This is a genomic window from Bacillus cereus group sp. BfR-BA-01381 (assembly GCF_022663555.1).
GTDB lineage: Bacteria > Bacillota > Bacilli > Bacillales > Bacillaceae_G > Bacillus_A > Bacillus_A pacificus.
In genome coordinates this window covers 37,986-63,198 of the sequence record NZ_JAKUFR010000021.1, presented here as the reverse complement: position 1 = coordinate 63,198, position 25,213 = coordinate 37,986, and the positions used below count along the sequence as shown (strand labels likewise).

Below are 25,213 nucleotides of genomic sequence, written 5' to 3'. Positions count from 1 at the left end.
ATATGAAAATAATGAATTAAAGTAAAAAACCAAGCAAATTTCAGTTTGCTTGGTTTTTATGTTAAATCGTAGGAGACTCATTAAATTCATAGACGTCTTCATTGTTTTTGTTCGTACTTAAAACGAATTTGTGCTGCAATAGTTGTAGTTTAAAGAATGCTAACGGATCGTGATAAGTTTCTGGGTTGCTTCTTAACGTTGCTAATGTTTGCTCGTCTTCCTGTATTTCAAGTTGAGCGGTTTCTACATTTTGCTTCAATATGCTAAGTGGATCTTTAAAGAACATCATGATATCTCGTTCTAATGCGCCTTCAAATACTTCAAATTGAAGGAAGAATTGTTTTGAGATTGTTTGAGCAATTTCCGTATAATCTTCCGTTTCAATGTATTGTTTATATTTGTTTGCAAGCATAGATTGATTTTTTTGCATGTTACCAAACAGTTTTCCTGCACTCTTTAAGAAAAATTGTGTCGGTGTAAAGCGTAATAAAATATTGATGTTCGATACTGTAATTCTATTTGTCATACGTACAACATCTCGATGCCAATCATCTAGTAATTTGAAATCGCAAGGAAGTTTCATACGTTCTTCTTTATATAATTTATTAAATGTTTCACTCATTTCATCTAAATAAGATTGAGCTTGAATAAATTCATTATGCGCTGTTTCAATCCACTCTTGAATAAATCCAGTAAATTTAGGGAGAAGCACTTGCTGTACATGTTTTTGAATTCGTTCGTTCATGGCAGTATTTAATTCTTCATGAACTAATTTGAAATCACTATCTTCTTGAACAAGGTCAGAGCAGCTCTGTAATAATTCAGGAATTTGAGAATGGATATCTCGTGTGATTTCTTCTTTCGTTAAAAGATAAGATTCTGTAATAGAACGAATTTTATCTTTTTCAAGAGCGGTAAGATTGTTAATAAATCCGTTTAGTTTTACTGAGATATGTTTATTCCAACGTACTGATTTGACTAATGTATTTTCTAATTCCACACGTTCATTTACAAGGTATGCGATGGTCTTTTGAGTAAACCATATTAGTTTTTCGATACGTTCTTGTTCTATATCGCGTTCTGCTAGATTAGAAAGAATAGACTCTGTCACGTCCCCAAGTTGTTGGCTTCCCTCTTGTGAAGGAGAGTATGGGAAGAACTGCGCATTTGGGAAATGGACTTTCATCTTACTCATTAGTTTTTCATTCGTATCCGCACTATTTGTGTGTAATACGAAATGAATTTGTAAGTTTGGTACTTGTTCACTTAAATAAAGTAATGTATCGAGTTCTTCACCATGTAACGATGAAGCAGAATTTAATACGTAAATAAGGCTATCTGCGGCTTGTAAGTATTCAAAATATGAGCTGTTTTTATCCACTTGTCCTTGAACAGATGGTGTAACAAGAAATGCAAATTTATTCTTTCTCAAAAATCTACTTGGTAATTTAATTTCTATACATTTGTTCTCAAGTTCTGATTGTTCAGGTGTAGCCATTATTTGATGGAATTCATCAAAGTTCGGTATATTGTGCACATCTAGCTCAGTGAATTCTGTTATTTCAGTTTGGCTATCATCCTTAAATAGAATAGGAGTTGTTATAGTTTCAGTTAAGATGTTCTCTCCTAATATTGAATTGACGAATGATAATTTATCATGGTCACTAGTTCCCGCAATTAGTAATTTTGTAACATTTAAATCACATAGTTCATGAACGAGTAACGTAAATTGATGACTTAAATCTACATCATTTTTTTCAGCCCATACAGCAATTGTTTCGAATAAATGAGAAACAGTTTCCATATTTACATTTGTTTCAGCTGTTGAATTAGAGAGTAGGGCTCCCGCACTTTTTACGAGTAATGACTCTAAAGTTGTAGGTGAAACTTCATTCCACGCTAACACTGCAGCAGAGACGAATAGAGCGTCTTTTGCTCTCGTTAAACTAAACCAATTTGTTAATAAGTCAGGTACAAGTCCTTGCATTTCATGCATGAAATGTTCACCAGTAATTAATTCAAAGTACGTATCTTGATAGCGTTCAACAATTTCATGCCAATCGTCATTGTTGTCTGTTTCAATATGTAAGAATAAATGATTTATTGTTTGAATCCAAGCTAGATGCGATTTTTCATTTTGATAGCTGTTCCAAAGAGCGATAACAAGTTCCTTAAATTGGACTTGATCAATTGCATATAAAGCTTTTAAAGATTCATAGAAATATTCTGGTTTGATTTGTTTCGTAAATCCTTGATTCACATAATTAATTAAAGTATCGAACCAGTGTAATGATTTTGTTCGAATTCCTTCTTGAACGGCAAGTTCGATGGCGTTATTCCAATCTTCTTGTTTTTCATAGAACGAGCGAGCAATTGAAGTAATATTTGGATAGTCAGGTTGAAATGCAACAGCTTCACTAATCGTCTTAAATGCTAGACCTAAACGATCTTGTTCGATATAAAGAGAAAGAAGTTGTAAGGAAACCTCCATTGTAAGAGTTGTATCTTCCGTTTGGATAGATTGATACATTTCTTCTGCTTTTGGTAAGAATCCTAGTTCAAAATAAGCATCTGCAATATTTTTGGTTGCCCAAAGTGCAAGCTCATTATTTACTTTCTCCCATTTAAATATCGCTGCTTCAAAGTCTTTATTTTGGTAATACAATTCACCTTGAGCAAAGCGAATATTAGAAATGTTGGAGAATTCATTTGTAGATTCATTTATATATGCTTCACCGAGTACTTCTGATACTGGAGTAGAAGTTTCTTCTGTTAAAAATGTTTTATAGTAAACCTTTTGGATAAATTGATTTTCAATGGTCATGTTCGTTCCCCCTGTATAATTTAGAAAAATGATGTTGTATGTAAAGGGTGCATGTTCTTTTAATAGGTAGAAGTTGCATTATATCGACCAAACTATGTTTTTGCTAGGTATATCATTTTTCCTGAGAGTTAAACCGTTGCGAAAAGTAACTTTCCTTTATTGTAACAAAAAAACAAGCATATGAATTTTTATTTTTTAATCCCGGTATTGGTGGATAGTAAGATTAGCCCTTCAAGAAGAGATAGATATAAGGGAAGAAGGCGGGAGTCTAGCGCATGATTGATGTGTACTAAGAATGAGCGAGGTCACTGATTAATAGTTCAATTTCCTCCTGCTAAAGGAATGGATAGAAGTAGAGTTCATTATAAAAACAATGTATAGTGAATATGTATACCATGTTTGTCTGAAAGATAGAAAGGGCACAATATGGAATAACGATCGTGTATAGGATGTGTCTTCCGAATGGAACAACATATTGGCGAGTTAATCGCACATTATGGGTATTTTGGAATTATTATAGCTTTGGCCGGTGGGATTGTTGGATTACCGATACCAGACGAGTTTTTATTGACTTTCGTTGGTTATAACGTTTCAAAAGGAGTTATGTCAGGAACTGCTGCTTTTTTAAGTGGGATGGCTGGTGCGATGTTAGGCATTACATTAAGCTACATATTAGGTTTAAAACTTGGACTCCCTGTTTTAAAAAAGTATGGACCGAAAATTAGAATTAAGGAACATCACATTGAAAAAACACATATTTTATTTGAAAAATATGGCCCATTTCTTTTAATAGTTGGTTATTTTATCCCAGGAGTACGTCATTTAACAGCATATTTTGCTGGGATGTCGAATTTAACACTTTGGCGTTTTTGTTTGTACGCTTACGGTGGTGCGTTTATTTGGATAAGTGTTTTTATTGGACTTGGCTGGAAGTTAGGAGAGAAGTGGCGTTTCGTTGAGTATAGTTTGCATCATTATGGAATATGGATTTTATCCATTTCAGTAGTTGTTACATGTGTCGTATGGTTTTACATAAAGAAAAAGAAAAACCGCGAGTAGCGGTTTTTTAGCTGAAAGCAATAAATAGTACACCAGCTGTAATAAAGACAACACCAATACCAGTCATAAAGTTTAATTTTTCGCCGAGTATAATCATAGCGAGAATGATAGAAAATACGACGCTTAATTTATCGACAGGAGCTACTTGTGAAACTTTTCCTGTTTTAAGGGCAAGAAAATAAAATAGCCATGACGAAGCACCTGCAACTCCACTTAATGTGATAAAAAGCAGTGCTTTTTTATTTAGAAGTACGTCGCCAATATTTTGAAATTTACCTTGTATAATAATAACGCCTACCATAAATAATGCCATGATAATAGAACGAACTGTCGTAGCAACATTGGCATCGATTCCATCTAAACCAATCTTACCGAAAATAGATACAAGGGCAGCAGCAATTGCTGATAATAGTGCGAATAAGAGCCATGAACTCATAGTAAAATTCCTCCAATCTTACATTATTATACATGAAAATCATTCTCACGTATAAAGTGAATGGGGTTTTACCGCCTCGCAAAGAGCTGGATAGATAACGAAATAATCCCCACCTTATATTTTTCATAAGGTGGGGATTATTATACTACTCTGCAATTTCTTCATATAAAAAGTACGTTACATTATAAATATGTTCTACTTCATCATCTGTCATAAACAATAATTCGTCACGCTCAATCCCTTTTTTCTTTTCAATAAACTCAATCATGTTTTTACGTTCTTCTCTTTTCATCAATTTTATTTCTCCTCTCAATCTGTTTTAATACAGTTTATTTAAGTTACTGCTATTATATAACAGAATCTTTAGAAAGTTCCACCTATTTTATTGTTTTTTTCAGAAGAACTTTTCGACAAAACAAGCCCACCTAAAGGGGGGCTTGTTTCACTTTATAGTCGTAAAAACTCGGGCTCCGTCGTACCGGCACCATCGATGTAATAAATTGTATCGGGGTTGATTTTAATTAGTACATAATTAGGGTCTTCAGGACCGAGTAACCAACGCTTTAAGCTATTATTCCAAAACTTGTTTTTTAATGTGGAGTCTTCCTCGATGGAGGCTAAGCCTTCCACTTCGATATAATCTTCATCTAATTTTTTTCCTTCACGACCAAGTAGTACATGTACATTTGGATTGTTTTCAATATCTGTTATCTTTTTTGATTGTCGATCTGTTGCAACATACAGTACAAAATCTTCATGGAAAAACATCATAAAGGCGCTATGAGGTTTCTCATTTCGTACTGTAGATAATACACCGGTACGTTGACCTTGAATAATAGTTGCGATTTTTTCTTTTAAGTGCATAATTTTAACCCCTTTTCATAATTTATAATTCTGTCTGTTTCAACAAGATAATTTAAATATCTTTCATACTGTTTTCTTCAATCCGATTTTTTAAACGCAATTGTGATGAAATCGGACAAGTTAGGAGAAGAATAATAATAATAATATCGAGGAGAAATACATACGATGGAAGGATGAAAAGCATGTTTAATAAAATATTTCTTATAGTAGCGCTTATAGGTGTACCACTGTCTGTACTTGGGAAAACACTTCATTGGCCTCAAACAATTATGTTCGCTGTGTATTGTATTACGATTATCGCATTAGCGGGTTTTATGGGGAGAGCGACAGAAAGTTTGGCAATTGTATCTGGTCCTAGAATAGGTGGATTATTAAATGCTACTTTCGGTAACGCTGTTGAACTAATCATTTCAATTTTTGCACTTCAGGCAGGATTAATTGAGGTAGTGTTAGCTTCTTTAACGGGTTCTGTACTTGGAAATTTATTATTAGTAGGAGGGCTATCCTTCTTTGTGGGAGGGCTTAAATATAAAAGACAAAGTTTTAATGTGTATGATGCAAGGCATAATTCAGCTTTATTAATCTTTGCTGTAGTAGTAGCATTTGTTATTCCAGAGATTTTTTCAATGAAGATGGACGCTGGAAAGACGTATCAGTTAAGTATTGGTGTTTCGATTATTATGATTATTATGTACCTTGCTGCATTGCTATTTAAGTTAGTTACGCACCGTGGTGTATATCAGCATAAAAGTGATGAAGTCGCTCATGAGGAAGAACCAGAGTGGTCGAAAGGGAAAGCACTACTCATTTTAGCGATAGCAACAATTGCGGTAGCGTATGTATCAGAGGCGCTCGTGCATACATTTGAGACAGTTGCAAAATCATTTGGTTGGTCAGAACTATTTATAGGGGTTATTATCGTCGCAATTGTTGGGAATGCAGCGGAACATGCATCTGCAATTATTATGGCGTATAAAAATAAAGTAAATATTGCAGTTGAGATTGCAATAGGTTCTACATTACAAATTGCCATGTTTGTTGCTCCTGTATTAGTACTGCTTTCTATGTTCTTCACGCAAAGGATGCCTTTAGTATTTACGATACCAGAACTTGTTTCTATGATTACAGCTGTTTTCTTAACGATTGCGATTTCAAATGATGGAGATACAAATTGGTTTGAAGGCGGTACTTTATTAGCAGCGTATGTCATTATGGGAATTGGTTTTTATTTATTATGAAAAAATAGGCATAACAATTGTGCCCAGAGAAAACAATAAACAAAGTAGTATATACCTTTACGTAGGAAGGAGCCAGACAGGTGAAACGAGTATACAGCATATGTCTTTCAACTATGGTCTCGTTTATTCTATTATTTCCTAACATGAGTTTTGCAAAGACAACGGTAGAAACAAAAATGCCTTCATCTGTTTTAAATATTTCTAAAGACAATACGTTTCCAAACGATGCACAAGATTTACCGCGTTTGCAGCCGAGTAAGTTTGCTCAAGAACTATTGAAAACAGCGAATATTAAAATTGAAAACCCAGACTTAATTCGAATGTTTAATGAAACGACAATTTCGAATGCGCCGCTTGCGGTAGGATACCGAGCGAAGATTTATTTAGGTCAATGGGCTTTGCATTATGAATCGGTTGATACATCGATTAATTGGGAATATAAACAAGTAAATCGCAATGTGTATGATAATCGAGGAGGAGATCGCCTATATCCGCTACGCTATAAGCAAGAAACGCAAAAGACGGTTGAAGGCGATTTAACAGCAGATATGAAAGATGCTGCAGATGTGAAGAAAATGATGCTTCTCAAAGCACTTGAAAAGGTACAATTGCCGCTTTCATTTAAAACGACCATTGGTTATGGTACCGGACATGAGCGTGTGTATAATATTAGTCCGAGTCAACTTGGATATTTATATGCTTATACACCAGCTGTAAATGAAAAAGGGAAAGTAACATTTGGAGAAGTATACCTTGTACTAAAGGGAAATCAAAAAAGGCTTGTTGTAAAAAATATTACTTCTCAAGGAATTGGAGCGGCTATTCCAATTCATGATCATTTATTCTTTAAATTCATTTCTTCTTCTCACTCGCAATAACATAAAAAACGTCAGCTTATAAGCTGACGTTTTTTTATAATGTAATATTTGCTGTTTTTGATAAGAAATCTTCTGTCGGATAGTAGCTGTTTTTTACAAGAACATTCGGTCCAAGACACTTTACTGCAGGACAGTGACAGCTTAATGATTTTGCTGTTTTTGAAGCGCTCCATTTTTCATACGCTTCTTGTAACGTATTTGTTTGTATGTTTCCTAGAAGTGGAACATCACCAAAGTCCGTTACAATAATATTTCCATCGAAAATATTTACATTTAAACGAGAACGGCCATCTGGATCATTACGAACTGTGACATTTTTGCTCTCTTGTAATTTTTTAAATGTGGCAATGTCTCGCTCGTCATTGCTACAAGCATAGAAAGGTAAAGTTCCAAATAACATCCATACATTTTCATCGCGAATTTCTAGTAAATGCTCAATTGCATCACGAATTTCAGCTTTTGTTAAAATCTCTAGATTACTCGCGAAGTCACTTGGATACATTGGGTGAACCTCATGACGTTTACATCCCATTTCGTCAACGATTTGACGATGAATATGTTCAATGTGTGGTAGAGTTCGTTTATTCAGCATCGTTTCAGCAGATACAAGTACACCTGCATCTGATAGAGCTTTACTATTTGTAATCATTCGTTCAAATAACTTTGCACGTTGTTCATACGTAGGTTTACGCTCCATCATTGCAAATCCACCTTCAACGAAGTCATCAATTGTTCCCCAGTTATGAGATATATGCAATACGTCTAAATAAGGAATAATTTGCTCGTAACGTGCTAAATCTATAGTTAAGTTTGAGTTGATTTGAGTGCGAACGCCTCGTTCATGGGCATATTTTAAGAGTGGTGTTACATAGTTGTCGACGGATTTTTTTGAAAGCATAGGTTCTCCGCCAGTAATACTTAAAGAACGTAAATGAGGAATCTCATCTAATCGTTTTAATAAAAGATCCATCGGAAGCGGATTCGGGTCTTTCGGCTGTAACGTGTAACCAACAGCGCAATGCTCACAGCGCATATTGCATAACGTCGTCGTTGTAAACTCAACATTTGTTAATAGTAGTTTGCCGTACTCTTCAAGGTCCATATACGCTTCCCATGGATCGTAAGAAGGAGTAATCGGCTTCATTTTTTGTGATATCGTCATATGAAATACTCCTTTGACTATTGAAATAACAATTTGTCCATTCTCTATAATAGAAGAATATGTACTTTTTATAAAGTGAAACTTTTTAGAGGAAAAAGAGAGAGGGCTTACATTATAGTGAATAACCGTGACAAAATTGATGAAATTACATACCCATTGTAATCATTTTTGCGGTATAATAAAAGCAACTCGAATTAAAAGGAGAGTGCCTTCATGGGAAAAGCAATTCAAGATAAAGATACACAATTAGTATATTTAAAGGAACGTTTAAATATGTTCATTGAAGTAATTGATACAATTGAACCTGAAGAAGTAGAATTAGAGGATGTAGATCGTCTTCTTGCAATGTTAGATGAATTAGAATTAAAATGTGAGCAATTTAAAAAAGACGAATAATATATTAAAAAGGCTGCCAATTCCAATTTGGTAGCCTTTTTCTGTACGGATAATAGAAGGACGATAGAAAAAGAGGTATAATCAAGTTGTGAAAAATTTCATTTATGCTTTAATAGCGTGAAAGAAATAAAAAGCTGAAGAGCATAACAATGAAATTTTCAGCTCATAACGTTTTGGTAGCGTTCACAATTGAGGGGGAAGTAACAATGGAAAAGCTTCAAGAAAGCATGTATCAACTAATTGTTGAAACGTCAACGAACTTACCGAAAGATGTTCGTCGTGCGATTCAACAAGCGAAAGAACGAGAAAATGCAGGGACTCGTTCTGCGATGGCACTTGGCACAATTACAAATAATATTAAAATGGCTGATGATAACATCTCGCCAATTTGCCAAGATACAGGGATGCCAACGTTTAAAATTTATACACCAGTTGGTGTGAATCAATTAAAGTTGAAGGAAGCTATCTATAATGCGCTTGAGCGGGCGACAAAAGATGGTAAACTTCGTCCAAATTCTGTTGATTCTCTTTTTGGAGACAATAGTGGAAATAATTTAGGACCAGGTACACCGGTAATTAAGTTTGAACAATGGGAAAAAGATTATATTGATGCACGTTTAATCCTAAAGGGTGGTGGCTGTGAGAATAAAAATATTCAGTATAGCTTACCATGCGAACTAGAAGGACTTGGACGAGCTGGCCGTGATTTAGAAGGGATTCGTAAATGCCTTCTTCATGCAGTATATCAAGCGCAAGGTCAAGGATGTAGTGCAGGTGTAATTGGTGTTGGTATCGGGGGAGACCGCACATCAGGTTACGAATTAGCAAAAAATCAATTATTCCGTACATTAGATGATGTTAATCCAATCCCAGAATTACAACAACTTGAAGAGTACGTATTAGAAAATGCGAATAAGCTTGGCATTGGTACGATGGGATTTGGCGGAGAAACAACTTTACTTGGCTGTAAAATTGGCGTGTATAACCGTCTGCCAGCTAGTTTCTACGTATCTGTGGCGTATAATTGCTGGGCATATCGTCGCCTTGGCGTAACAATCCATCCTGAAACAGGTGAAATTATGGATTGGTTATATCAAGAAGGTGAAGATACACTGGAGCAAGAAGTACAAGAAAAAACAGAGCAACGTGAAATTGTATTACAAGCACCAATTACAGAAGAGCAAATTCGTGAACTTCGCGTTGGTGATGTTGTAACAATTAATGGCATGATGTATACAGGTCGTGACGCAATTCATAAGCATTTAATGGATAACGATTGTCCAGTAGATTTAAATGGACAAATTATTTACCACTGTGGTCCAGTTGTTGTGAAAGATGAAAATGACAATTGGCAAATTAAAGCGGCAGGTCCAACGACAAGTATTCGTGAAGAACCGTACCAAGGTGATATTATGAAGAAATTCGGTATTAGAGCTGTCATTGGAAAAGGCGGTATGGGTGCGAAAACATTAGCAGCTTTAGAAGAACACGGCGGTGTATATTTAAATGCAATCGGTGGTGCAGCGCAATATTATGCTGAATGTATTAAAGAAGTGAAAGATGTTGATTTCTTACAATTCGGTATTCCAGAGGCAATGTGGCATTTACGTATCGATGGATTTAAAGCAGTTGTAACAATGGATTCTCACGGTAATAGCTTACATGCAGATGTTGATAAAACATCACTTGAAAAATTAGCTAGCTTTAAAGAGCCAGTATTTAAGTAAATAAAAAATGCATCTCGAATCATTCGAGATGCATTTTTTTGGTATATATAGAAAAACATGTTCAGCATGAAAGAATGCGTAGCAACAGAAACTACAAGTACGATTATATATGGAAAGGAGACTATTTATGAAACATAAATGGTTATATATCGGTCTCATTTTTTCAATTATGATGGCACTTGTTCCAGTTTCGGCATTAGCTTATACAAATACTCCACATAACTGGGGAATCCCGCGCCCTAAAAATGAAACAGTACCAGATGCAGGAAAGTTATATACAGATTTACTACAAAAAAATGGTGGTTTTTATTTAGGGGATACGAAGAAAAAAGATATTTATTTAACATTTGATAATGGTTATGAGAATGGATACACAGGGAAAATCTTAGACGTATTAAAAGAGAAAAAAGTACCAGCAACTTTCTTTGTAACGGGGCATTACATTAAAACACAAAAAGATTTATTGTTAAGAATGAAGAATGAAGGACACATTATTGGAAACCATTCTTGGAGTCATCCTGATTTCACAGCGGTAAACGATGAGAAACTTCGTGAAGAATTAACGAGTGTAACGGAAGAAATTAAAAAAGTAACTGGGCAAAAAGAAGTGAAATATGTACGTCCCCCGCGCGGCGTATTTAGTGAAAGAACGTTAGCTCTTACGAAAGAAATGGGCTACTATAATGTATTTTGGTCACTTGCATTTTTGGATTGGAAAGTAGATCAGCAAAGAGGATGGCAATATGCGCATAATAATGTTATGACGATGATTCATCCAGGATCTATTTTATTACTTCATGCCATATCAAAAGATAATGCAGAAGCACTTGCAAAAATCATTGATGATTTGCGCGAGAAAGGGTATCATTTTAAAAGTCTAGATGACTTAGTAAAAAGCAATCAACCGTAAGCATGTATGCTTGCGGTTTTCTCATGCTATAATGATGTGTAAAAAGGATGGGGAAACGTATGTGGAGCGAACATGTTACGTTAGAGTATCCGTATCATTTTGAAGAAGTGTTAAAACGTTTATCTTTTGATCCTCTTAACGTCATTCAATTAGATGAGAAAGTTATTTATGTCCCGCTTTGTATAGACGAGGAACAGATTGTTGTTCGCCTGCAAGGGATTGGTACTGTTCAAAATCCACAGTTTTGGATTTCTAGTCAGACAGGAGATTCAGAGAAAGTCATGAAACGAATGAGGGCCATTTTTCATTGGAATGAACCGTTTCAAGATATACAAAATCATTTTTTAAACACATCATTACGTCCACTATTTGAAACATATGCTTATACTCCAATTATTTTAGAATTTGATTATTTTGCTTGTCTTCTTCGCTGTATCATTCATCAACAAATAAATTTGAAATTTGCTACTGTGTTAACAGAACAGTTTGTGAAACGATATGGAACAGAGAAGAACGGTGTATTCTTTTTCCCCCCTCCAGAAATAGTAGCAAATATTTCAATAGAGGAATTGAGAGAGCAGAAGTTTAGTCAGCGAAAGGCTGAATATATGGTAGGATTAGCAAAGTGTATTATAGGTGGTAAGTTAGATTTAGCTAGAATAGAAAACGAAACAGAAGAAGGGGTTGCAGCACAATTGTTACCAATTAGGGGGATTGGTGCATGGACAGTGCAAAACTTTTTAATGTTTGGGCTTGGACGGAAAAATATGTTTCCGAAAGCAGACATTGGGATTCAGCGTGCAGTACAAGGTGTATTTCAATTAGATGATAAACCTGATGATGCATTTTTAGAAAACGTGAAACAAGAGTGTGAACCATACTGCAGTTATGCAGCGTTATATTTATGGAAAAGTATAGAGTAGAGGTGTAATAATGATACAAAAGCAACATGAGAGTAAGTTGGAAGTTGGTCAAACGTTTCCTGTGACAATTAAACGTCTTGGGATTAACGGAGAAGGCGTTGGTTATTTTAAGAGACAAGTTGTCTTCATTCCAGGGGCATTACCAGGAGAAGAAGTTGTTGCTGAAACGACGAAAATTCAGCGTGGCTTCGCTGAAGCGAAAGTGAAAAAGGTTCGTAAAGCTTCACCACATCGCGTGAAAGCGCCATGTCCCGTATATGAAGAGTGCGGCGGTTGCCAATTGCAACATTTAGACTATAAAGAACAATTAAATCAAAAGCGTGATATCGTTGTACAAGCATTCCAGAAGTATATGAACAACGGTTTGGAAGAGAAAATTCGTCCGACGCTTGGCATGGAAAATCCATGGCATTATCGTAATAAGAGTCAACTACAAGTGGGGCGTAAAGACGAAAAGGTTATTACAGGACTGTATAAACAAAATTCACATCAGTTAATTGATATTGCTCATTGTATGATTCAACATAAAGCAACGAATGAAGCGACAAAAGTTGTAAGACGTATTTTAGAAAAATTAAATGTTTCTATTTACAATGAGAAAAAACAAAAAGGTTTAGTACGTACAATTGTGACACGTACTGCAGTTCAAACAGGGGAAGTACAAGTTACACTTATTACAACAAAAGAAGAGTTGCCAAATAAAGAACAATTTATTGCAGAAGTACAAAAACAGATGCCAGCTGTTAAATCAATTATGCAAAATGTAAACTGGCGTAAAACATCTGTTATTTTTGGTGATAAAACATTTAAATTAGCTGGAAAAGAAGTAATTCAAGAAACACTTGGTGATTTATCATTTGAATTATCAGCACGTGCATTCTTCCAGTTGAATCCAGAACAAACGGTTGTTTTATATAATGAAGCGAAAAAAGCCGCTGCCTTAACTGGCAATGAGAAAATTGTAGATGCGTATTGTGGTGTTGGTACAATTGGACTTTGGCTTGCAAATGATGCAGCGGAAGTACGCGGTATGGATGTAATTCCAGAAGCAATTGCAGATGCAAGAAAAAATGCGAAGCGTCACGGATTTACAAATACGAAATATGAAGCAGGTAAAGCTGAACAATGGTTACCGAAATGGGTAAAAGAAGGATGGCGTCCAGATGTAATTGTTGTTGATCCACCACGTACAGGTTGCGATGATAAATTACTGGAAACAATTTTAAAAGTGAAGCCGAAACAAGTTGTGTACGTATCTTGTAACCCTTCTTCATTAGCACGTGATGTACAAGCGTTAATGGAGAGCTATGAAGTGGAATATGTACAACCAGTTGATATGTTCCCGCATACAGCTCATGTAGAAAATGTAGTGAAGCTTGTTAGAAAGTAAAGTTTATTAATATTCCCTCATGGTATGAGGGAATATTTTCTATGAAGGAGAATATTATGCATAATTATAAATTAACGATTCAGTACGACGGTGCACGTTTTAAAGGATGGCAACGTCTCGGCAATAACGATAATACGATTCAAGGAAAAATCGAGAGTGTCATTTCTGAAATGGTCGGAAAAGAAACTGAAATTATCGGTTGTAGTAGAACAGACGCTGGTGTACATGCTTTGAATCAAGTTGCTAACTTTCAAAGTGATGAGAAGTTAGTGGCACATAAAGTGAAAAAATATTTAAATCAATATTTACCTAATGATATTAGCATTACGAATGTAGAAGAAGTACATGATCGATTCCATGCCCGTTACAATTCTAAAGCAAAAACATACCTTTATAAAATTTGGAATGAAGAGCACACAAACCCATTTATGCGTAAATACAGCATGCATGTGAATAAAAAATTAAATGTGAAAAGCATGAAAGAGGCTGCAAAACATTTAGTTGGTTCACATGACTTTACTGCTTTTTCAAATGCAAAATCAAAGAAAAAGTCTATGGTGCGAGAAGTATATACACTTGAAGTGATGGAAGAAGCAGGATTTGTACAAATTAGAGTAAGTGGTAACGGATTCCTTCATAACATGGTCCGAAAAATTGTTGGAGCATTAATTGAAGTTGGATTAGGACAATTAGATGCCGAGGCGATTCCTCAAATTTTAGAGGCGAAACAACGTAATCAAATTAATTGTCTTGCTGAGGCGAGTGGTTTGTATTTGGAGAATGTTGAGTTTTAATAATCAGTAAAAAAATCGAGCTGTGTAGGCTCGATTTTTTATGTTTTGGCGTTAAGAAGATTTCTCTTTCTTCATACGTATCTTCAAATTCCAAAAAGTAGCAAGCATAATAGCTGCAAAAGAGCCGCTAATTGTTGTTAGTAGTTTTGCATAAGGATAGGCATTCATATCAATGAGTAACATCATACATACAAGGGTAGGGAAGAAGGCTAAGTATTGTAATAACTTTAATTTGTTATCATTACTCATATATATCGTTCCTTTCTAGTATGTTATATGTTTATTGTAGCATATTTTACCAAATATTTATTTGTACTTGGAAAAAAGATTAATCCCGTTTTAGTAGGAAATAAAAATGGGGCTAGTAATCAGTGGAAGATGGACAAAACCTCCACTGATTCAAGTTTCATTTTATATGTGTAAATGCAGTTTTTTAATTCGATATTGTAAGTTTTGCCTACTTAATCCTAAAAATTTTGCAGCTTGTGAAATATTACCGTGATACTCTTTCAAAATTTGATTGATGTAGTTCTTTTCCATTTCTGCTATTGTGTGCTTTAACGTTTTTGGCGCATCAGTATCGTTATTAGTTAGGAGAGGTTGCATATTGAATTCTTTTTTTATTCGTTCGCGAAAGCGAGTGGGAAGGTGAAACGCTGTAATGATATTTTCATCTTCAACTAAATTCATTGAACCTTCAATGACATGTTCCAATTCTCGTACGTTTCCAGGCCAATCATATGCATATAAGAATTCTCTTACATGTACATCTACATCTGTTACGCCGAGTCCAAATTGAATGTTGTACTTTTCGATAAAGTGTTGAACAAGAGCAGGAATATCTTCTTTTCGTTCACGTAAAGGCGGGAGACATAAAGTAACGACACTTAATCGGTAATATAAGTCTTCCCGCAATCGATTGTGTGTCATAGCTTCAAGAGGGTCTTCATTAATAGTTGCTATAATACGAACATCAATTTCTTTTTCTTGTGTGCCTCCGATTCTTCGTATTGTTTTTTCTTGTATAGCTCGCAGTAACTTCGCTTGAAGTGCTGGACTTAACGAATTGATCTCATCTAATAACAAAGTTCCTCCGTTTGCTTCTTCAAATAAACCGGCTTTATCGATAGCTCCTGTAAATGCACCGCGGTTCGTACCAAATAATAAGCTTTCCATGAGTGTATCAGGTATAGCGGCACAGTTTTGCGAAATAAATGGTTTGCCTGAACGTTGACTTTCATTATGGATACTTTGTGCAAATAGTTCTTTTCCAGTTCCTGTTTCTCCTACGAGAAGTATGGAGGATGATGTGCGAATTACCCTTTTTCCTTCCGCAATGGTGGATTGAATGGCTTCAGAATCACCAATTATGTGATCAAAGGTAAATTTAGTGTTTTGTTTTCGGGAAGAGTCCATTTTTATTGTTTGCTTTAAGTGATTCATCTCTTTTGAAATTTCAATAGCGCCTTTAATTTTTCCGTTTTCTATTATAGGGAAAGTATCGTTAATCGTCGTAATTTCTTGCCCTTTATTGTTAAAATAAGTTTGTTTTATATTTTTGTTTGTTTTTCCTAATTTTAATGCTTCTATAAGAGTACTATTTTTATTTTCTTCAAATGCGAATACTTCTAAAGGACTTTTATATAGCACATCTGAGCGCTCCATTGATTCAATTTCCATCATTTTGCGGTTATAGATAATCGTTTTACTTTCCTCATTAATAATATGAATCCCGATATCGAGTTCATTGAGCAAAGTTTCATATAGCATATTCATTTCAATGATCTGTTTAAAATTAATGTCTTCTGTACGCATAGATTATCTTCTCCTCATTTCACCCTATGAAGACTGACTTTTTATAATTTTATTAAAATTCTTATAAAATCGCAAAATTTTTTTGCTATTTTTCTTTTAAAATCTCTTAAATGATAGAAAAATTTTGCGGTTAGGAAGATTTTTTGGTGAGGAATCCTCATTTTAAATAGGAATTGGAGATTGGTATGTTTTTTGCATAAATAATAGTAGAAATCTTTAAAGGAGGGATATGCAACGTTTCAGTACCAGTTAATAAGAAGGAGGAGTTTATAAAGTGAAGACGGTTATAGAAGGCGTGTATAGTCCTTGTTACGGGAAAGTAGAGAAGTTATTTGTTACAGAAAGTTCTTACGTATACGAATGGGAGAAATTAGCGTTAATTGAAACGACAGATAAACAGAAAGTAGAAATTAAGGTAGGAATAAGTGGGTATATTGAATCATTAGAAGTAGTAGAAGGACAAGCTATCGCTGATCAAAAGTTATTAATAACAATGAGGGATGATCTTTTAATAACAGGTAGTGATTAATAGCATTATATGTATTTTGCACTTTTTAATAATTTATTTTACGATAAAGAATTTTTAAAACGCTTACATTTAATAGGTTTACAAAAAGAAAAGGGGGGATTTATATGATGAATCAAAATCAAGGACTAAAAAGAGAATTGAAAAGCAGGCACATATTTATGATTGCACTTGGAGGAGTTATTGGTACTGGTCTTTTTTTAGGATCTGGGTATACAATTCATGAAGCTGGACCAGGAGGAGCGATTGTAGCGTACCTTGTCGGAGGATTTGTTATGTATTTAACGATGCTCTGTCTTGGAGAGTTAGCTGTTGCAATGCCTGACGCAGGATCTTATCAAACTTATGCTACGAAGCACATTTCCCCTGCAGCTGGTTATGTAGTCGGATGGATGTCGTGGTTAAACTGGTCAGCTACGATAGGGATTGAACTCATTGCAGTTAGCATTTTAATGAAACGATGGTTTCCTGATGTACCTTCATGGATTTGGTGCGTAGTGTTTGCGGTACTGCTTTTTGCTATCAACGCGTTATCTTCAAGAAGTTTTGCAGAAGTTGAATTTTGGTTTGCAAGTATTAAGGTAATTACGATCATTGCATTTATTATTTTGGGCGGGGCAGCAATGTTTGGTTTTCTAGATATGAAAGGAAATGAACCAGCACCGATGTTCTCTAGCTTTACTGATTACGGTGGGCTGTTTCCGAATGGTTTATCAGCTATTTTAGTTACGATGATTGCAGTTAATTTTTCTTTCCAAGGAACAGAACTAGTCGGCATTGCAGCAGGTGAGAGTGAAAATCCAGAGAAAACGATCCCGAAGGCAATTAATAATACAGTTTGGCGTATACTGGTGTTCTTTGTATTATCTATTTTTATTCTTGCGGGGTTATTCCCTTGGCAGCAAGCAGGCGTGATAGAAAGCCCATTTGTTGTTGTATTTGATAAAATTGGTATTCCTTATGCAGCCGATATTATCAATTTCGTTATTATTACAGCAGTTCTATCCGTTGCAAATTCAGGGTTATATGCAACTTCTCGTATGCTATGGTCTATGTCTAATCAAGGAATGATTAGTCCGATTTTTAGTAAGTTATCTAAAAGCGGCGTTCCTATTTATGCATTAATTGTAAGTACGATTGTAGGATGTCTCTCATTACTATCCGGCATTTATGCGGAAGACACAGTCTATTTATGGTTACTATCTATTGCTGGATTTGGGGCGATATTAGTTTGGGCATCTATTGCTCTATCTAACTTATTAGCTAGAAGGGCGTATATAAAGCAGGGCGGGGATGTGAAAGACTTGAAATTTAAAACACCGCTATATCCATTCGTACCACTGCTTGCATTATTATTAAATGTAACAGTAATTGTTGCTATGGCCTTTATTCCAGAGCAAAGAATGGCGTTATATTGTGGTATTCCATTTATGATTGTTTGCTTACTGTTTTACCGTGCGACAAGAAATAAGGCACGTAAAGTAGAACATATTGAAAAGACAAATACAACAGAAGTAGAAAGTTTATAATATTGAGTAATTCGGAGACTGTAAAATTGTAAACAGTCTCTTTTTTTGTGAAAATAAAGCTGGAAACATACTACGTATGCAAAGGGGAATTTAGTGATGAATCCAGAAGTTTCGCAGTTGCTAAAACAAATAGATGTAAGGAAAGAGGAATTGCTAGAACTTACAAAAACATTAATCCGTTTTGAAACACCAGCACCGCCGGCGAGAAACACAAATGAGGCGCAAGAATTTGTTGCAGAGTTTTTAAGAAAACGAAATTTTAGTGTTGATAAATGGGATGTATATCAGAATGATCCGAACGTTGTTGGGGTGAAAAAAGGGATAGAAAGTGACACACATAAAAGTCTTATTATTAATGGACATATGGATGTAGCTGAAGTGACAGCAGATGAGGAGTGGGAGACGAATCCGTTTGAGCCATTTATAAAAGATGGTTGGTTAGTTGGACGTGGTGCGGCTGATATGAAAGGGGGATTAGCTGGAGCGCTATTTGCTATTCAGCTTTTACAAGAAGCTGGCATTGAATTACCTGGAGATTTAATCTTTCAATCCGTAATTGGGGAAGAAGTTGGAGAGGCAGGAACACTTCAATGCTGTAAAAGAGGTTATGATGCTGATTTTGCAGTCGTAGTGGATACGAGTGATTTACATACGCAAGGACAGGGCGGCGTAATTACTGGATGGATTACTGTGAAAAGCCCCCAAACGTTTCATGATGCAACACGCAGGCAAATGATTCATGCTGGAGGACGTTTATTCGGAGCGAGTGCGATTGAAAAAATGATGAAAATTGTGCAAAGTTTACAAGAATTAGAGCGTCATTGGGCAGTCATGAAAACATATGAAGGCTATCCATCTGGAACAACAACAATTAATCCAGCTGTTATTGAGGGCGGAAGACATGCAGCGTTTATTGCGGATGAGTGCCGGTTATGGATAACAGTACACTTTTATCCGAATGAAACATATGAACAAATAATAAAAGAAATTGAAGAGTATATTGGGAAAGTAGCAGCTGCCGATCCATGGTTAAGTGAAAATCCACCAAAATTTAAGTGGGGCGGAGAATCAATGATTGTGGATCGTGGTGAAATTTTCCCTTCTTTAGAAATAGATAGTGAACATGCAGCTGTAAAAACGCTTAGCTCAGTACATGAATTAATTTTATCTAAAAATGCAATTTTAGATATGTCTGCAACGGTAACGGATGGTGGTTGGTTTAGTGAATTTCATATTCCAGCTGTTATTTACGGACCAGGTACATTAGAAGAGGCTCATTCAATAAATGAGAAAGTTGAAGTGGAACAGTTAATCGAATTTACAAAAGTAATAACAGCATTTATATATGAATGGTGTCATACGAAAAAATAGATTAGTATGTTGAAATCGTACAGGTATGTATACTTGTACGATTTTTTAGTGAACTATTTCAGAGTTGAATAGAAACAACTGAAATAGTTCTTTATCCCGCTTTAATGGGCAGTAAGACCCCCACCTCAAAATTCAGCGAAAGCAAAGAAGTTAGGTGGGGGGACGGGCTGCCCATTAAAGTCCGATTGGTGAGGGTTAATAATCAGTGGGGGATGAAGAACCCCCTCACTGATTAAAGTTTCACTTTATTTTTCTATGTCTTTCGTTTTAGTTCGATTAATTTCTCTTTTGCTAATTCAACAGCAATTGCATCATCTAAATAGCCAATTGGAAAGAGATAGTCAGGAATAATATCTGTCGATAAAATGAAATACAGTAATGCCCCCCCAAGAACTGCACGCTCTTCTTTTGGAATCGTTTCATTGCAAAATTGTTGATACATATCCGTTAATTGTTCAATGAAAGGACCAGCACTATCAATTTGTTCTAGCTTACTTGCAAAACTGTCATGAATACGTTTTTCTCCTTCTGTTGTTTGAGCATATCGTTCATAGTTCTCAAGTTCTTGTTTCACACGGGTTGTTGTGTAGTCGAAATCGAATAAGTTAGAGGATTGCAGCGTTTGCTGAATGGTATCAAGAGATGTGTACATATCCGTCTTTTCTTTATTAATGTGTGGAGAATCAGGATACATTTCATCAAATAACAATTGGGGTGGAACTTGCAAACATTCTGCAAATTTTTGTAGATGTTTTTGTTTTGGCGGTTGTTTACCATTCATAATTCTTGAGATTGTTGCGGGATCAATATTTGTAAGCATTCCGAGTTGGCGCATAGATAAGGCACGTTCTTTTAAAAGTTTTTTTATTAATGTACTAAGCCGCTCATTTGGATTTTCTTTAGGCATAGCGAAGGCACTCCTTTTTGTTGTTGAAAAAATGTTGAGCATTTATTACATGTATATGAAACAGACAGGCACAGTTGCTCAACATTTTCATAAGATGCATGGAAAAGTGAGAAAAAGGGGTGGCTGTTTATGAGTACGGCAGGTCTATTTTCAATTCTTTTAATTGGGATTGCTTCTAATTTAGATAATGCAGGTGTTGGGATTGCATATGGCATTCGTAAAATTAGAATTTCGTGGTTCAACAATTTTATCATCGCATTTTTTGGGTTTTTATTTACTTTATTAGCTGGCTTTTTTGGGAGTTGGATCGCATTATTTATTTCAGATTTCACGGCAAATTTGATAGGGGCAATTGTTTTAGGAATAATTGGAGTGTTTATTTTATGTCAGCCTTTCTTGAGTAAAAAAGAGACCGTAGACTCTAAAGATGATAGTGTACTTATGGGGATTTTACGTGATCCGGAAAAAGCAGATTTTGATGGTTCTAAAACAATTAGTTTTTCAGAAGCAATTGTTTTGGGCGTTGCATTATCAATTAATAATATTGCAGGTGGATTTGATGCTGGGGTAACAAATTTAAACCTTTGGCTTACAGCGATTATTTCTGGTGTGTTTAGTTTTATTTGTATAAGTGGTTTTTCGTATGTAGGAAAACGATACTTAGCAGAATACTTAGGGAAATGGGCTACGGTTATTGCGGGAGTGTTATTAATTCTTATTGGGATCGATCAGTTGTTGTAAGGAGAACAAAAAACAACGTTCGAGTATTTCCTTGGAAATATGGCAAAGGATTGCATATATCGACGTACTTTTCTCCATACTAATACGGATTTCTTTTAAAGAAAGGGGGATCCGTATGGGACGCGGAAAAGCATTTGATCATAAGAAAAAAGGGCATGACCATCAACCACCTAAAGGAGCATTCATTCATAAAGATGTAAATGAACATACTTTAGAAGAGGAAGAGCTACCAGTAAATATTGAAACGTATAAAAATAGTTTAAAAAAACATTAAAAGCACCTACATAGGTGCTTTTTTAACGTATATCTTCAATTAATTGTTCCGATTCTTCATGCATACTGTACTCACTTAATACTTGGATACAAAGCCACTTTAATTCTTCAATCGTATGCTCAAATTCTTCGGGAAGCACATGATGAATGTCTTCAAGTCCCATTCCGAAATGAATAAGTTCAAGTACTTGATCATCGATGTTCCGATCCATTAATAGTTCAAGTACTTCTAAATTGAATATGTATCGGTGAGCTTCATCGAGTGAAACCACTTTTAACTTTAAGCTTTCTACAATACTCAATATAAAGAGAAGAATTGTTTTTTCAAGAACAGGCTGTTTTTCCATCTGAAATATTAGTTTCATCCTTCACACCTCCACATATAGCGCTAGGTTGTACTATACTATTCAGGTTGGGGGAGCAAATATGCATGATATAGAGAAACTTTCAGTACTGTTTTTGTAGGGGATTGGTAGCTGATAAAGTTAAGGTTTTTATGGAATAAAAAAATCCTGCTAGTATAGCAGGATGGCTCTGAATTAAAAAATGCTCCAACCTTCTTGAGCAGAAAGAAGTTCAAGGATTTTAAAACCAGCGATGCTATTTCCGTTTGCATCTAAAGCTGGTCCGAAAATACCAATTCCCATTTCTCCTTTTACGCAGCCGAAAATGCCACCAGCTACACCACTTTTTGCGGGGATACCAACACGAATCGCAAATTCACCAGACTCGTTATACATACCGCATGTAACCATAAATGTTTTACAAATCTTTGTAATATGCTTAGGGATAATTTGTTTTTTCTTATATGGATCATATCCATCCATCGCAAAAATTAAGCCGATACGTGCTAAATCGATACAGTTTACCTCAACTGCACATTGACGAGTGTATAAATCCATCAGCTCTTCAATGTCACAATCGATAATTCCGTTTTGTTTCATATAGTAACAAAGTGAGCGATTTAAGTAAGCTGTCTCTAATTCTGAATTAGCAACTTTAGAAGAATAATTAATAGTAGGATTATCTGTTATTTCACGTACGAAATGAAGAATGCGCTCCATTTTTTCTTCATTATCTTTACCTGCTAACATGCTTGTAATGGCTAGTGCCCCCGCATTAATCATTGGATTAAGTGGTTTAGAAGGACTTGTCGTTTCTAACTTAATAATAGAATTAAATGGATCACCAGTTGGTTCCATTCCAACTTTAGAAAATACATATTCTTCACCACGATCTAAAAGGGCAAGTGCAAGTGTAATTACTTTTGAAATACTTTGAAGAGTGAATAGTGTTTGTGAGTTGCCAGCATGGATGTATTCTGTTTCTTTATGGAAAATGGCAATCCCTAAATCATCTGGGTTGGCATTTCCTAGTTCGGGGATATAAGTAGCAAGCTTTCCTTTTTTCGTATATGGTTTTACTTGTTCTAACAACTGTTGTAAGTTGTTTGTTTCAATGCACTGCATAGTACCAACGCTCCTATTTCGAATTAACTAAGTTTACTTTTCCCGATATGCTCGGAAATAAATAATAACATGAAAAAGTGGAATGATAAAACGAAAGTTGCATGTTCTATAGAGGGTCTTTCGTTTTGAATATTCTGTAGTAAAAAAGGAGAAATTTCCTTTTATATAACAGTTTGGAAATAGGAGATTTATCCATAAAAAATTCAAAAATAAAAACTACACATCTATACAACTATATGTTATTATGGTTATGTAAATAGAAAGCGTTTTCTAAGGCGTACTTATAATGATAACGATTTCATAAATTTGATAGGGGGAATTAAAATGTTGCAGTTTCTACAACGTATTGGTAAAGCGTTAATGCTTCCAATTGCCGTACTACCAGCAGCAGGATTATTGCTTCGTTTAGGACAAGAAGACGTATTTAACATTCCTGTTATGGCACAGGCCGGTGCAGCAATTTTTGATAATTTAGCACTTATTTTTGCAATTGGTGTTGCAATCGGTTTGTCTGTTGACGGTAGTGGAGCAGCTGGACTTGCCGGAGCAATCGGATATCTTGTTTTACAAAATACAACGAATGCTCTAAGTAAGACGTATTCAGCAGCAGAGTTAAATGATAAATTAAAAAGTGTTCAAGATTTAGTCGGTTCAGTAGATCCAACTAAATTAGCAGATACAATGACAAAGGTTTCAAAAGCAGCGGCGTTAACGCCGAAAATCAATATGGCCATACTCGGTGGTATTATTGCAGGGGTTGTTGCGGGATTACTATACAACAAATTCCATAAGATTAAACTGCCAGAATGGTTAGGGTTCTTTGCAGGAAAACGTTTCGTACCAATCATTACTTCAATCGTAATGTTACTTTTAGGATTAGTATTCGGTCAAATTTGGCCAACAATTCAAAGTGGTATTGATGCAGTAGCACATGGTATCGTAAACTTAGGTTCAATTGGTGCTGGTTTATTCGGATTATTAAACCGTTTATTAATTCCAATCGGTTTACACCACGTAATGAACACATACTTCTGGTTCGTACTTGGTGACTTTACAAATGCGGCTGGCGATATCGTTCATGGTGATATTGCACGCTTCTTTGCAAAAGATCCATCAGCAGGTATGTTTATGACTGGTTTCTTCCCGATCATGATGTTCGGTTTACCAGCAGCATGTTTCGCAATGATTGCAGCTGCTAAACCAGAAAAACGTAAAATGGTTACAGGTATGTTAGGTGGTCTAGCATTAACTTCATTCTTAACTGGTATTACAGAGCCAATTGAATTCTCATTCATGTTCTTATCACCAGTATTATATGGTATTCATGCTGTATTAACAGGTCTGTCTCTATTCATTACAACAACACTTGGCATTCACGATGGTTTCTCATTTAGTGCTGGGGCAATCGATTACTTCTTAAACTTCGGTATTGCAACAAAACCAGTATTATTAGCAGGAATTGGTTTAATTTACGCAGCAATTTACTTTGTAGTATTCTACTTCTTAATTAAGAAGTTCGACCTAAAAACTCCTGGTCGTGAAGATGAAGAGGAAGTAGCTGAAGGTGAAGAAGCTCCAGTTGCAGGTTCAATTGGTGAAACTTACGTAGCAGCTTTAGGTGGAAAAGAAAACTTAACAGTTATTGATAACTGTGCAACACGTCTACGCTTACAAGTGAAAGATGCTGGTCAAGTAAACGAGGCAGCATTAAAACGTGCTGGTGCAAAAGGTGTTATGAAATTAAGTAATACGAGTGTCCAAGTTATCGTAGGTACAAATGTTGAATCTGTTGCCGATGATATGAAAAAACACGTATAAATAATTAGATAAGAGGATATCCAAAAAAATTGATAACATCAGTTTTTTAGAGGGTATCCTCTTTTTTTTATTAAAAATTTAACGGGAATCTTACTTTTGTAAATTTTCTTTTTCTTTTTTGTGCATATAGGTTGGTAATATGTGCAGTGCGTGATAAAGTAGG

At 35.3% G+C, this 25,213-nt stretch carries 25 protein-coding genes; 15 read left to right on the top strand and 10 right to left on the bottom strand.

Annotated elements, in window-relative coordinates:
* Window positions 1–61: 61 nt before the first annotated feature.
* Window positions 62–2,824 carry a tetratricopeptide repeat protein gene (locus MR079_RS09975; protein ID WP_074615178.1) on the bottom strand — a complete coding sequence of 921 codons (2,763 nt, stop codon included), beginning with the start codon at window positions 2,822–2,824 and terminating at the stop codon, window positions 62–64.
* A 462-nt stretch (window positions 2,825–3,286) separates the two neighbouring features.
* On the opposite strand from MR079_RS09975, the gene MR079_RS09970 reads away from it, so the two are divergent.
* The gene (locus MR079_RS09970) at window positions 3,287–3,883 is read left to right on the top strand and encodes a DedA family protein (protein WP_016716373.1); all 597 of its coding nucleotides are present in this window, start codon (window positions 3,287–3,289) and stop codon (window positions 3,881–3,883) included.
* 7 nt (window positions 3,884–3,890) lie between these two features.
* Here MR079_RS09970 and MR079_RS09965 read toward each other — a convergent pair whose 3' ends face one another.
* From MR079_RS09965 to MR079_RS09955, 3 genes are all read right to left on the bottom strand, one after another.
* A complete protein-coding gene (locus MR079_RS09965) occupies window positions 3,891–4,319 on the bottom strand; it encodes an EamA family transporter (protein WP_000100306.1) in 429 nt (142 codons plus the stop codon).
* A gap of 145 nt (window positions 4,320–4,464) precedes the next feature.
* A complete protein-coding gene (locus MR079_RS09960; protein ID WP_000817786.1) occupies window positions 4,465–4,611 on the bottom strand; it encodes a BH0509 family protein in 147 nt (48 codons plus the stop codon).
* Between the two features lie 155 nt (window positions 4,612–4,766).
* A complete protein-coding gene (locus tag MR079_RS09955) occupies window positions 4,767–5,183 on the bottom strand; it encodes a pyridoxamine 5'-phosphate oxidase family protein (protein ID WP_000550219.1) in 417 nt (138 codons plus the stop codon).
* A 182-nt stretch (window positions 5,184–5,365) separates the two neighbouring features.
* On the opposite strand from MR079_RS09955, the gene cax reads away from it, so the two are divergent.
* On the top strand, window positions 5,366–6,421 hold the full coding sequence (gene cax / locus MR079_RS09950; protein ID WP_000482144.1) for a calcium/proton exchanger: 1,056 nt from the start codon (window positions 5,366–5,368) through the stop codon (window positions 6,419–6,421).
* Between the two features lie 80 nt (window positions 6,422–6,501).
* Window positions 6,502–7,299 (top strand): YfkD famly protein, encoded by a 798-nt coding sequence (locus MR079_RS09945; RefSeq protein ID WP_061685941.1) that lies wholly within the window; start codon window positions 6,502–6,504, stop codon window positions 7,297–7,299.
* Between the two features lie 34 nt (window positions 7,300–7,333).
* On the opposite strand, the gene yfkAB is transcribed toward MR079_RS09945, so the two are convergent.
* Window positions 7,334–8,461 (bottom strand): radical SAM/CxCxxxxC motif protein YfkAB, encoded by a 1,128-nt coding sequence (yfkAB, locus tag MR079_RS09940; RefSeq protein WP_139869500.1) that lies wholly within the window; start codon window positions 8,459–8,461, stop codon window positions 7,334–7,336.
* Between the two features lie 213 nt (window positions 8,462–8,674).
* Between yfkAB and MR079_RS09935 the strand changes: the two genes are divergently transcribed.
* From MR079_RS09935 to truA, 6 genes are all read left to right on the top strand, one after another.
* Entirely contained in the window at window positions 8,675–8,857 is a 183-nt protein-coding gene (locus MR079_RS09935; protein WP_000513558.1) for an SE1561 family protein, read from the top strand.
* A gap of 206 nt (window positions 8,858–9,063) precedes the next feature.
* Window positions 9,064–10,584 carry a class I fumarate hydratase gene (gene fumA, locus MR079_RS09930; protein ID WP_000413517.1) on the top strand — a complete coding sequence of 507 codons (1,521 nt, stop codon included), beginning with the start codon at window positions 9,064–9,066 and terminating at the stop codon, window positions 10,582–10,584.
* 127 nt (window positions 10,585–10,711) lie between these two features.
* Complete coding sequence (pdaA, locus tag MR079_RS09925; RefSeq protein ID WP_000681212.1) at window positions 10,712–11,494, top strand: delta-lactam-biosynthetic de-N-acetylase; 783 nt, start codon at window positions 10,712–10,714, stop codon at window positions 11,492–11,494.
* 59 nt (window positions 11,495–11,553) lie between these two features.
* Complete coding sequence (locus MR079_RS09920) at window positions 11,554–12,417, top strand: DNA-3-methyladenine glycosylase family protein (RefSeq protein WP_242293946.1); 864 nt, start codon at window positions 11,554–11,556, stop codon at window positions 12,415–12,417.
* A gap of 10 nt (window positions 12,418–12,427) precedes the next feature.
* Entirely contained in the window at window positions 12,428–13,807 is a 1,380-nt protein-coding gene (rlmD, locus tag MR079_RS09915; RefSeq protein WP_139869502.1) for a 23S rRNA (uracil(1939)-C(5))-methyltransferase RlmD, read from the top strand.
* Window positions 13,808–13,863: 56 nt separating this feature from the next.
* Window positions 13,864–14,601, top strand: coding sequence for a tRNA pseudouridine(38-40) synthase TruA (gene truA, locus MR079_RS09910; protein WP_139869503.1), 738 nt, complete (start codon window positions 13,864–13,866; stop codon window positions 14,599–14,601).
* A gap of 51 nt (window positions 14,602–14,652) precedes the next feature.
* Here the strand turns inward: truA and MR079_RS09905 are convergent, their stop codons facing one another.
* The gene (locus MR079_RS09905) at window positions 14,653–14,850 is read right to left on the bottom strand and encodes a hypothetical protein (RefSeq protein ID WP_139869504.1); all 198 of its coding nucleotides are present in this window, start codon (window positions 14,848–14,850) and stop codon (window positions 14,653–14,655) included.
* 162 nt (window positions 14,851–15,012) lie between these two features.
* Window positions 15,013–16,416 (bottom strand): sigma-54 interaction domain-containing protein, encoded by a 1,404-nt coding sequence (locus MR079_RS09900; protein WP_139869505.1) that lies wholly within the window; start codon window positions 16,414–16,416, stop codon window positions 15,013–15,015.
* 274 nt (window positions 16,417–16,690) lie between these two features.
* Between MR079_RS09900 and MR079_RS09895 the strand changes: the two genes are divergently transcribed.
* The 3 genes from MR079_RS09895 to MR079_RS09885 all read left to right on the top strand — a co-directional run bounded on the left by MR079_RS09895 (window position 16,691) and on the right by MR079_RS09885 (window position 19,842).
* Window positions 16,691–16,945, top strand: a complete 255-nt coding sequence (locus MR079_RS09895; protein ID WP_139869506.1) for a biotin/lipoyl attachment domain-containing protein — start codon at window positions 16,691–16,693, stop codon at window positions 16,943–16,945.
* A gap of 104 nt (window positions 16,946–17,049) precedes the next feature.
* Window positions 17,050–18,471: an amino acid permease gene (locus tag MR079_RS09890; RefSeq protein ID WP_139869507.1), complete on the top strand. Its 1,422-nt coding sequence runs from the start codon at window positions 17,050–17,052 to the stop codon at window positions 18,469–18,471.
* A gap of 96 nt (window positions 18,472–18,567) precedes the next feature.
* Window positions 18,568–19,842 carry an acetylornithine deacetylase gene (locus tag MR079_RS09885; RefSeq protein WP_242293945.1) on the top strand — a complete coding sequence of 425 codons (1,275 nt, stop codon included), beginning with the start codon at window positions 18,568–18,570 and terminating at the stop codon, window positions 19,840–19,842.
* A gap of 253 nt (window positions 19,843–20,095) precedes the next feature.
* Here MR079_RS09885 and MR079_RS09880 read toward each other — a convergent pair whose 3' ends face one another.
* Window positions 20,096–20,749: a helix-turn-helix domain-containing protein gene (locus MR079_RS09880; RefSeq protein WP_001123724.1), complete on the bottom strand. Its 654-nt coding sequence runs from the start codon at window positions 20,747–20,749 to the stop codon at window positions 20,096–20,098.
* A gap of 129 nt (window positions 20,750–20,878) precedes the next feature.
* On the opposite strand from MR079_RS09880, the gene ytaF reads away from it, so the two are divergent.
* Both ytaF and MR079_RS09870 read left to right on the top strand, forming a co-directional pair.
* Entirely contained in the window at window positions 20,879–21,490 is a 612-nt protein-coding gene (gene ytaF / locus MR079_RS09875; protein WP_139869509.1) for a sporulation membrane protein YtaF, read from the top strand.
* A 115-nt stretch (window positions 21,491–21,605) separates the two neighbouring features.
* On the top strand, window positions 21,606–21,764 hold the full coding sequence (locus MR079_RS09870) for a hypothetical protein (RefSeq protein ID WP_000532411.1): 159 nt from the start codon (window positions 21,606–21,608) through the stop codon (window positions 21,762–21,764).
* A gap of 22 nt (window positions 21,765–21,786) precedes the next feature.
* Here the strand turns inward: MR079_RS09870 and MR079_RS09865 are convergent, their stop codons facing one another.
* Window positions 21,787–22,128, bottom strand: a complete 342-nt coding sequence (locus MR079_RS09865; protein ID WP_139869510.1) for a DUF3969 family protein — start codon at window positions 22,126–22,128, stop codon at window positions 21,787–21,789.
* A gap of 174 nt (window positions 22,129–22,302) precedes the next feature.
* Window positions 22,303–23,232, bottom strand: coding sequence for a glutaminase A (gene glsA, locus MR079_RS09860; protein ID WP_001149853.1), 930 nt, complete (start codon window positions 23,230–23,232; stop codon window positions 22,303–22,305).
* Window positions 23,233–23,556: 324 nt separating this feature from the next.
* Between glsA and nagE the strand changes: the two genes are divergently transcribed.
* Window positions 23,557–25,050 carry an N-acetylglucosamine-specific PTS transporter subunit IIBC gene (gene nagE, locus MR079_RS09855; RefSeq protein ID WP_000938882.1) on the top strand — a complete coding sequence of 498 codons (1,494 nt, stop codon included), beginning with the start codon at window positions 23,557–23,559 and terminating at the stop codon, window positions 25,048–25,050.
* Window positions 25,051–25,213 lie beyond the last annotated feature (163 nt).

Excerpts from the sequence above, each read along its gene's own strand:
- MR079_RS09935 (WP_000513558.1), top strand. The coding sequence starts at position 8,675 with ATGGGAAAAGCAATTCAAGATAAAGATACACAATTAGTATATTTAAAG.
- MR079_RS09965 (WP_000100306.1), bottom strand. The coding sequence starts at position 4,319 with ATGAGTTCATGGCTCTTATTCGCACTATTATCAGCAATTGCTGCTGCC.
- MR079_RS09870 (WP_000532411.1), top strand. The coding sequence starts at position 21,606 with ATGGGACGCGGAAAAGCATTTGATCATAAGAAAAAAGGGCATGACCAT.
- MR079_RS09900 (WP_139869505.1), bottom strand. The coding sequence starts at position 16,416 with ATGCGTACAGAAGACATTAATTTTAAACAGATCATTGAAATGAATATG.
- MR079_RS09975 (WP_074615178.1), bottom strand. The coding sequence starts at position 2,824 with ATGACCATTGAAAATCAATTTATCCAAAAGGTTTACTATAAAACATTT.
- glsA (WP_001149853.1), bottom strand. The coding sequence starts at position 23,232 with ATGCAGTGCATTGAAACAAACAACTTACAACAGTTGTTAGAACAAGTA.
- MR079_RS09905 (WP_139869504.1), bottom strand. The coding sequence starts at position 14,850 with ATGAGTAATGATAACAAATTAAAGTTATTACAATACTTAGCCTTCTTC.
- pdaA (WP_000681212.1), top strand. The coding sequence starts at position 10,712 with ATGAAACATAAATGGTTATATATCGGTCTCATTTTTTCAATTATGATG.
- truA (WP_139869503.1), top strand. The coding sequence starts at position 13,864 with ATGCATAATTATAAATTAACGATTCAGTACGACGGTGCACGTTTTAAA.
- MR079_RS09960 (WP_000817786.1), bottom strand. The coding sequence starts at position 4,611 with ATGAAAAGAGAAGAACGTAAAAACATGATTGAGTTTATTGAAAAGAAA.
- MR079_RS09885 (WP_242293945.1), top strand. The coding sequence starts at position 18,568 with ATGAATCCAGAAGTTTCGCAGTTGCTAAAACAAATAGATGTAAGGAAA.
- MR079_RS09865 (WP_139869510.1), bottom strand. The coding sequence starts at position 22,128 with ATGAAACTAATATTTCAGATGGAAAAACAGCCTGTTCTTGAAAAAACA.
- MR079_RS09880 (WP_001123724.1), bottom strand. The coding sequence starts at position 20,749 with ATGCCTAAAGAAAATCCAAATGAGCGGCTTAGTACATTAATAAAAAAA.
- cax (WP_000482144.1), top strand. The coding sequence starts at position 5,366 with ATGTTTAATAAAATATTTCTTATAGTAGCGCTTATAGGTGTACCACTG.
- MR079_RS09920 (WP_242293946.1), top strand. The coding sequence starts at position 11,554 with ATGTGGAGCGAACATGTTACGTTAGAGTATCCGTATCATTTTGAAGAA.
- yfkAB (WP_139869500.1), bottom strand. The coding sequence starts at position 8,461 with ATGACGATATCACAAAAAATGAAGCCGATTACTCCTTCTTACGATCCA.
- ytaF (WP_139869509.1), top strand. The coding sequence starts at position 20,879 with ATGAGTACGGCAGGTCTATTTTCAATTCTTTTAATTGGGATTGCTTCT.
- MR079_RS09955 (WP_000550219.1), bottom strand. The coding sequence starts at position 5,183 with ATGCACTTAAAAGAAAAAATCGCAACTATTATTCAAGGTCAACGTACC.
- MR079_RS09890 (WP_139869507.1), top strand. The coding sequence starts at position 17,050 with ATGATGAATCAAAATCAAGGACTAAAAAGAGAATTGAAAAGCAGGCAC.
- nagE (WP_000938882.1), top strand. The coding sequence starts at position 23,557 with ATGTTGCAGTTTCTACAACGTATTGGTAAAGCGTTAATGCTTCCAATT.
- MR079_RS09970 (WP_016716373.1), top strand. The coding sequence starts at position 3,287 with ATGGAACAACATATTGGCGAGTTAATCGCACATTATGGGTATTTTGGA.
- fumA (WP_000413517.1), top strand. The coding sequence starts at position 9,064 with ATGGAAAAGCTTCAAGAAAGCATGTATCAACTAATTGTTGAAACGTCA.
- rlmD (WP_139869502.1), top strand. The coding sequence starts at position 12,428 with ATGATACAAAAGCAACATGAGAGTAAGTTGGAAGTTGGTCAAACGTTT.